Here is a 7,005-nt window from a genome sequence, read left to right as displayed (position 1 = left end):
ATCCCAGTTCCCCTGATAGGATTTAATCGCTCCCTTAACTCTAGAGCTAAAGTAGAGATAGGGTTTAATTGGAGCCATGTATGGAAGCGATCGAATTTAGGACGGTTATTCATGACGGTCAAGTGAGCGTTCCCCCCCGATATTCTTCTCGATGGGAAGGTAAGATGATACGCGTGATTGTTGTGGATGACTCGGAAATCGTCCCCGAACCGAGCCAGAAAACTGAAAAAACGATGTTCGAGGCGATTTCTTTAAATACACGGGGATTTAGATTCGATCGGGACGAGGCTAATGCCCGGTAAAGTTTTTTTTGATAGTTTAATACTGGCCAGCGCTCTGGAAGCGGGCTGTCAAATTCTCCACAGTGAAGATTTACACGATGGTCAGCGAATCGAGAATCAATTGATGATCATTAATCCCTTTAGTTAAGTAGGTAGGTGTTAAAAGTTGTCAGACACCCCCTTGATAAGTAGGGTTGATTCATGAATCAACCCTACTATGAATCAACCCGACTATGAATCAACCCTACTATGAGTCAACCCCACCTTGATAAGGAGGGCAGGGGGGATCAGTCGGTCAAAATTACCCTTCTAGTTTCCGGCCTTTGCACAATAAACCGACCCCGGCAACGGAGAGTAAACCGAGAACCGTCGCTGGTTCGGGAACCGGGGTCAGGGAATAATTGGCGAGGACGAAGGGTTCAACAGCAGAACTGTAACTACCGTCGGAAGCGAACCCCGTAGCCACGTTCCCGACAAGGTCGGTAGTGGTGAAAAAGCCGAATAGATCATTATCGCAAGCCGTGTTGTCACAAGCGATAAAATAGAGCTAATGCAAATTAGCCGCTATCGGTTGAAGGATTACATCAAAGGACAAAGAGCGATATCGCTTGCCCTATCTACCTTCTAGCTGGCTTGTCCCCCTCCCAGGGATATAGGAGGTTGCTAGACCGCAGGGAGGGGTAGAACTAATAGTTAGGCCTGGCATGGGAAAAACAATTGATCAATTTAGTGAGGGTCTGATGAAATCAAGGAAAAAAGCATTGCTGACAGTTTCAGGGGTTGCAGTTTTACTTATTCTAATGTTTGTAGTGTTTGGCTATAGCCAAACGTGGCGGTTCTGGAATATTCCCGTCATGTCTCCCCCCTTTGCCGATTTACGGGTGATTACTCATGGAGCAGATTCTGTAGCGCAAGGTCTTGATCCGCTTGTTAGCAATCCTGGTGATCCATGGGGAAGACCGCTAAACTATCCGAGAATATGGCAAAGCCTGTATTCATTGGGCGTAAATGATTCACATACGATTGGACTAGGCTTAGGGATCATTCTTTTCTTTTTGACTGGCGTGATCATAATCTTGCCAAATTCCAGCAACATGACAACCTCTCTGGTTATTGGTACCCTTCTATCTCCAGCAGTGCTATTGGGAATTGAGCGCGCCAATGTTGATTTGTTAATTTTCTTTCTTGTTGCATTATCAATTGTCTTGTCTAGGAAATCACTCGTTTTAGCGGACGTAATAGTTGTATTTGCAACCGCTCTAAAGTTGTTTCCCATTTTTGGGCTCTCGTTGTTATTAAAGGGTAGAAAGAAGCAGAGCCTAGTGCACTCTCTTCTGGTACTTGCGATAGTATGTTCCTATTGGTTTTCTAAATGGTCAGAGCTTCGTCTGATTGCCAAGGCAACACCTAGAGCAAATGATCTAAGTTATGGAATGAACGTAGCTTGGATGCGAATAGAAAGCTATAATCAGTCACTCGGGCTTTTGTCGCACTTTATTTGCATTGCATTAGCTTTTACTGGAGTTTGTCTGCTATTTGTGGGATGTACGCGCCCATCTATCTTGAGGACTCCTAATGAGAATAATGGATCAATCAACCTTGACTCTTTCAGGGTGGGGTCTAGCATATACATAGGCACGTTTCTTTTAGGCAATAATTGGGACTACAGACTGGTATTCTTGATTTTTTGCATTCCTCAGTTGGCTTGTTGGCTGACATCATCTAGCAAGGAAATTCAATGGTGTGCAAGGGCAGCACTATGTGCGATGTTTGTTTCCATCTGGTATTTGGTTATCTCGCGAATTTGGGCGATATTAGCTCCAGCGATCCCCCTTTGGATGCCTTTAGCTGGTTTGTATCCATGGTTTCTTGATGAATTCTCCAACTGGCTACTCTTCTGGCTTCTATGTTACCTGTTCTCTATTGTTTTTCCCCAATGGATCAAGGATTTGCTTCTATACCCATTCCGCCCAACAAGGCACTCCACCTGACCGCTATTGCGCTGCGCTCCATAGCGGCAGGTGAGCTTTATCGTTAGGCAGAATCCAAGCCCAAATAAGAATTGCGATCACCATCGCTGTAGAGTGCGTTCCCTAATGTGGCTTCTACTGCCGCACCGATAGTGATTAAACTGTTGACTCATTATGCTTTCTCTAGCTATTGATTACTAGATTGGGGATTGAGGGCGATCTGCCAAGAGAGCGGCGAAGGGATGGGCTTTTCTGGGGTGCGGGGGGCGATCGGAGCGGTAGAATTGACATATACTTTAGACGTTCATAATCTGAGATTTATTAAACTTCTGAAATCGTAGAGTGAGCAAGGAATCCAGTTCTTTTTTATGTTTCATATGGGCATCATTCAGACATTCATAAATAGCTGAAGAAAAGTCAGAAAAGTTTTTATAAAATTTACCATATAAACATTTCTTTTTGACCAATTTACACAGCATTTTAATTAAATTTATATTAGGCGGATAAGGCGGGAAATAGAGTAAATCTATTGACCAAGAAAGAGCCAATTTGTTAACAAAATTACCTTTTTGATAACAAGCATTATCTAATACTAGAGTGATGAAAATAGTTATTACTAAACTAGGTATTTTTTAAGAAGTTCACAGACTTGAGTTGCCGTAATCAAGTGTCATATGTTACCAGAATAACTTCATGAGTTATCCCATTTAATGCTCCTCAAACATTAAAGCGTTTACACCTGGTCGGGGACTTAACGAAAAGTCTCTCAAAACACCAAACAAAAACGAGCTTCTTTCGCCTCATTTAGTCTGGGTTCTAGCTTTTTTTCTTTGTAGTCTTCTTGTTCATCCCGGTCAGCTTTATACCATTTTTCATAAGTAATGACAGAGATGGTTAATCGCCCTAACCCCCCACCCCCCCCAACCCCCCCGACGTCGGGGGGGCAAGGGGGGGTAAGATACCTGCCAAGAATAAAGAAAAATGGTATTAGAAGGAAGAGAACCTACTTTTAAACATTTTATTAGCATGGATTTCAAGAATTTACTCACTTGGGTAGGACTTCGTTTTATTCCTGTCAATTCTTCTCTTCTATATACAGCTTCATTTATTGTGGCTGGTGGATTTTTCTCTAAATATTTTTTGATCCTTTCTCTTCGAGACTCTAATTCACTTTTAGGGCGATATAAGTTGATTTTTTTTATTTTTCTATTCCGCCTTCTTGATCATCTCGAAGATAAGTTAGTAAGGTATTTGGCGAGATTTTTGCTAACTGACAAATTTTTTGGTGCGGTGTCTTTTGACTCTTTAACCAAAGAACTTCCATCTTAAGTTGAACCCAGAAATGGGGATGATGAAATCTTTCCTAATACAGTAAGTTCTTTTATTCTTCTGTGAATTCTCGGTTAATCATGTTTTCAATGAGTGCTTTGCTTCTAATTATAACTCTTAAACTATATTATTGTCTTTGAGTAAAAAATGCCAGTTATAACCGTGCAAAGTATAGTATTCTCCGCCGGGATGATAGAATTGCTTTTCGGAGTCAGGAAATTGTGCAGGATGTGACGATTTTGAATTAAAACCAAAGTTGCGATCGCTAAGAGAAAATAACCAAAACCTTTTTGTAACTGTTTTGCGGACACAAACTGTCCCAGATAGGAACCGATAAGAGTACCGAGGGCAGCCGCAAAAGCAAAGGATAGGGTTAACTGCCAATCGACGCTAATATGACCTAAATAACCCAGTAATCCGGCTACAGAATTGAGGGAAATAATCAGCAGGGAAGTGGCGATCGCTTGAACCATGGGGATTTTACCCAATAATACCAGCGTAGGAACGATAGCGAAGCCTCCCCCAACCCCAACTAATCCCGTCAGGACACCCACAGCGATTCCTTCGCTCATTAACCAGAGCCAGCAATATCGGCAGACTGGTTGCGGGTAGAGGGTGAGATTTTTTTGCCGATCGCGGGCTTTATAATCAGGATTATCTATCTGTGCTGATCTACTAATCATAAAGGCTGCCGCTAGGAGCATTAGTGTTGCAAACAGGAGCATCTGGAAGGTTGCAGTCACGAAGGGTAATGTGGCTAATCTTGCTCCCAAAAAAGCCCCTACCATCGTCGCAGAACCGAAGATAAAAGCGGTTTTTAAGTTAATGTTGCCTTTTTTCCAGTGGGGAATCGTGCCGAGTAAACTGACAATACCGATGACTAGAAGCGTCATAGCGATCGCCGATTTGGTCGGTACTCCCATCACATAGACTAGAATCGGTAATGCTAGTACAGAACCTCCTCCTCCTAACAATCCCAGACTAATCCCCGTACAAACGGCTAATAAATGTCCAATTAACCAAGTCATTTCAGTTATCAGTTATCAGTTATCAGTTATCAGTTATCAGTTTCTGAAGGCAACGGGCCCCAAGTAAAGAATCTGACAATTCTCCTACCTAAAAAGAAGGCTAGAAACTAAGTACATCTTAGGTTTTAGATTCTTCTCTTGTTATCAGTTATCAGCAAATCATATTTCATTATTTACTGGTTACTGATTACTGATGACTGATTACTGCTTACTGATGGGGTTGATTATAGGGAAGTTTAGCCAGAAGCATAGCTAAAGCACAGGTATTACTAATCCCCGCAAAAACTAGACCAGAACCGACAAAACCGCTTAAAATCAGGAACCAAGGCGAGATAAAGGCTCCTAATACTGTTCCGAGGACAACTAGGGAACCAGCAACGATCTGCACCTGACGAAATAGGCTAATTGGGGCATTTTGGTCTTTTTCGGTGGCATAACCCGCACTTTTCCAAGTATTTAAGCCGTTTTTTAGCTGGGCAACTTGGCTAAATCCTGCCGCAATCAGTTTTTGTGCCGCTAAAGTGGATCTGCTGCCGGAATTACAGTAGAGAACTAGGGTTTGATTGGGGTCAAAAGTAATCGAATCAGGGTTAAAACTGGAAAGTGGTATTAATTTCGCTCCTGGAATGCGATCGCTGGCGTACTCCCCCGGTTCTCGCACGTCAATTAAGCAAACTTCTCGGCGCTCAATTAAGTTTTTTAAAGTATGGGCATCAAATTCTCGTAATTTTGCTTGATTTGTGGTATGGGTCATTGTTAATCTCCTGAATGGATATTTAAGTTAAAACAACTCCTAAATTACCGCAGCCTTGGTTAGCGGGAACCGCCTCCATGATCTTTTTGGGATCGGGTAAATTAAGACTGTTCATAAACTCGATAAATTGTCTGCGGTTACGTCCGACAAAACGGGGATTGTATTGTTTTTCTTCGGCAATGGTGGAGACAGTTAAACCGCGATAGTCGTGGCCAGGATAAACTAGGGTGCTATCGGGGAGAGTGAAAAGTTTTTGCGTGACCGAATCAAAGAGAGTACCAGCATCGCCGCTTTGGAAGTCGGTACGACCACAACCTCGGATAAATAGGGCATCTCCTGTCAAAATATGACTGTTATTGACTAAATAGGCTAGATGACTATCGGTGTGGCCGGGAGTAGCGATCGCTTTGATGGTGATATTTCCTAGCAACAATTCCTCTCCATCCGTCAGATGGCGATCGGCACAGGCTACTTGAGCATTTTCGGGAACTATACCCAGACAGCCTGTGATTTGCCTTAATTTTCCAGTTCCTGTGACGTGATCGGCGTGAATATGGGTTTCTAAACAGTATTTTAGCGTTAATCCTAGCTCCCGTAATTGCCGATCATCCCTTTCCACCTGTTCCCGCACTGGATCCACTAATACCGCTTCCTTGCTGACGGGATCGGCAATCAAATAAGTATAAGTGCTGGTTTCGGGATCAAACATCTGACGGAATAGCATGATCTCTGACTCTCTTTATATAACTTGCTAACTATACTACCATATAATTATGAATTTGCAGGAAACCTCTAGCAGGATTAATTTTTGGGCTGTATCTCACTGTCGAGTCAAGAGGCAAAAATACAAATAAAGCGAGAACTGTCGCTCTTGCAGTTCCCGCTTTATTCCTGTTGTATTGTTGGACTGTCTAACGCCCGAATATTGAGTTATATTAGTACAAAGCTTCTTCTTGGTGGGTGACGATCACACAGTCAGAAGTAGGATAGGCAACACAGGTGAGGACATAACCCGCTTCAATTTGATCGTCATCTAAGAAGGATTGATCGGATTGATCAACGCTACCAGACTCGATTTTACCGGCGCAAGCAGAACAAGCACCAGCACGGCAAGAAGAAGGTAGATCTAATCCTTTTTCTTCCGCTACATCGAGAATATATTCATCACTGGGAACATCAATTGTCTGGTCGCCATCGGGTGTTTTCAGGGTGACTTTATAAGTGGTTGTCTCTGTTGTCTTTGCCATAGGTTGTTCCTCTTAATCAATTTAATCAATCTAGTGAAAACGGCAGTCTCAAAATGCCTTCTCTCGCCGTTTAGACTGAACGGGTCGAATCAGCTTCCTTTTTGATACTACGGGAAAATTTACCCGGCTCAACTTACCATTAGTAATGACAGCCTTAAATAAACTTAAAATAATATTTACTTATCTCTTGGGTAAATAACTCCCGACAGTTGCGGATCAATGGTCAAATAATTCCATCAATCTTTAGGTAATATAGCAATTCTTGGAGCTATGAGGTACAATAGAAAGCAAATAGACAAATAATAGAACTTACCAGCTTCCTATGAGACCCTATTCCGTAGATTTTCGCCAAAAAATTATCGATGTCTGGAAGAAAGAAAAAATTTCCATTCGAGG

The 7,005-nt window shown here is 42.4% G+C and carries 7 protein-coding genes and 3 pseudogenes; 3 read left to right on the top strand and 7 right to left on the bottom strand.

From position 1 onward, the window contains the following. The first annotated feature begins 164 nt into the window (after positions 1-164). A complete protein-coding gene (locus tag H6F92_RS26040; protein WP_242030123.1) occupies positions 165-302 on the top strand; it encodes a hypothetical protein in 138 nt (45 codons plus the stop codon). Next, a complete protein-coding gene (locus H6F92_RS12960; protein WP_190358145.1) occupies positions 292-429 on the top strand; it encodes a PIN domain-containing protein in 138 nt (45 codons plus the stop codon). Before H6F92_RS26040 ends, H6F92_RS12960 begins: the two co-directional genes overlap by 11 nt. 153 nt (positions 430-582) lie before the next feature. On the opposite strand, the pseudogene H6F92_RS12955 reads toward H6F92_RS12960, so the two are convergent. Further along, a pseudogene (locus H6F92_RS12955) lies at positions 583-828 on the bottom strand (PEP-CTERM sorting domain-containing protein); the annotation flags it as partial. A 157-nt stretch (positions 829-985) separates the two neighbouring features. Between H6F92_RS12955 and H6F92_RS12950 the strand changes: the two are divergent. Then, positions 986-2,272: a glycosyltransferase 87 family protein gene (locus H6F92_RS12950; RefSeq protein WP_190358144.1), complete on the top strand. Its 1,287-nt coding sequence runs from the start codon at positions 986-988 to the stop codon at positions 2,270-2,272. A gap of 275 nt (positions 2,273-2,547) precedes the next feature. Here the strand turns inward: H6F92_RS12950 and H6F92_RS12945 are convergent. From H6F92_RS12945 to H6F92_RS12920, 6 genes and pseudogenes are all read right to left on the bottom strand, one after another. Beyond that, positions 2,548-3,113, bottom strand: a pseudogene (locus tag H6F92_RS12945) (transposase); the annotation flags it as partial. 127 nt (positions 3,114-3,240) lie between these two features. Beyond that, positions 3,241-3,623: pseudogene (locus H6F92_RS12940) on the bottom strand (IS630 family transposase); the annotation flags it as partial. A 79-nt stretch (positions 3,624-3,702) separates the two neighbouring features. After that, the gene (locus H6F92_RS12935) at positions 3,703-4,608 is read right to left on the bottom strand and encodes a sulfite exporter TauE/SafE family protein (RefSeq protein WP_190358143.1); all 906 of its coding nucleotides are present in this window, start codon (positions 4,606-4,608) and stop codon (positions 3,703-3,705) included. A 208-nt stretch (positions 4,609-4,816) separates the two neighbouring features. Next, positions 4,817-5,362 carry a rhodanese-like domain-containing protein gene (locus H6F92_RS12930; protein WP_190358142.1) on the bottom strand — a complete coding sequence of 182 codons (546 nt, stop codon included), beginning with the start codon at positions 5,360-5,362 and terminating at the stop codon, positions 4,817-4,819. A gap of 22 nt (positions 5,363-5,384) precedes the next feature. Next, the gene (locus H6F92_RS12925) at positions 5,385-6,086 is read right to left on the bottom strand and encodes an MBL fold metallo-hydrolase (RefSeq protein ID WP_190358141.1); all 702 of its coding nucleotides are present in this window, start codon (positions 6,084-6,086) and stop codon (positions 5,385-5,387) included. A 211-nt stretch (positions 6,087-6,297) separates the two neighbouring features. Next, positions 6,298-6,609, bottom strand: coding sequence for a ferredoxin (locus H6F92_RS12920; protein ID WP_190358140.1), 312 nt, complete (start codon positions 6,607-6,609; stop codon positions 6,298-6,300). Between the last annotated feature and the right edge of the window lie 396 nt (positions 6,610-7,005).

It is taken from the genome of Microcystis wesenbergii FACHB-1317 (genome assembly GCF_014696875.1).
Taxonomy (GTDB): Bacteria; Cyanobacteriota; Cyanobacteriia; order Cyanobacteriales; family Microcystaceae; genus Microcystis; species Microcystis wesenbergii_A.
Note: the sequence above shows the minus strand (reverse complement) of the source record. Positions and strands in the feature narration are given on the sequence as shown.